This window comes from Amphritea pacifica (genome assembly GCF_016924145.1).
GTDB lineage: Bacteria > Pseudomonadota > Gammaproteobacteria > Pseudomonadales > Balneatricaceae > Amphritea > Amphritea pacifica.
On sequence record NZ_JAFFZO010000154.1, the window covers coordinates 1 to 363 of the forward strand.

Annotated in this window: 1 protein-coding gene; it reads left to right on the forward strand. The window is 51.0% G+C overall.

What is annotated here, in order from left to right:
- Positions 1–83: 83 nt before the first annotated feature.
- The coding region (locus JW499_RS21860; RefSeq protein ID WP_205212540.1) for a hypothetical protein at positions 84–363 on the forward strand (280 nt) is incomplete at its 3' end.

A 363-nucleotide genomic window follows, 5' to 3' on the forward strand; every position in this document is an offset into this window, starting at 1 on the left:
TTATGCCTAGTATGGGCCCGGAGATCGATCTGTTTAATGGCGGCACTCAAGCCTGAATGCACTAACGGACTAAACGAATATAAATGGACTTCCAACAGATAAAGCCCTACAGCAGCACCGCCTGGAACAGCGAACGCTACTCCAGGCAGAAGCCACGCCCCGAACAAGGCACACTGATTAAACTGCTGCAGGGCGGTGATCCCCTCTCCTGGAGCCGGGCCAACGAAACAGTTCCGGTCAGTATGATTCAGGAGCCAACACCGTCAGAGATTAAACAACGCATGAAACACAATAAGGGCGAAACCCACTGGGATGAAAACCAGTGTGCTATAGGTTCGCTTAATCGCTGGGGATTAATCTACT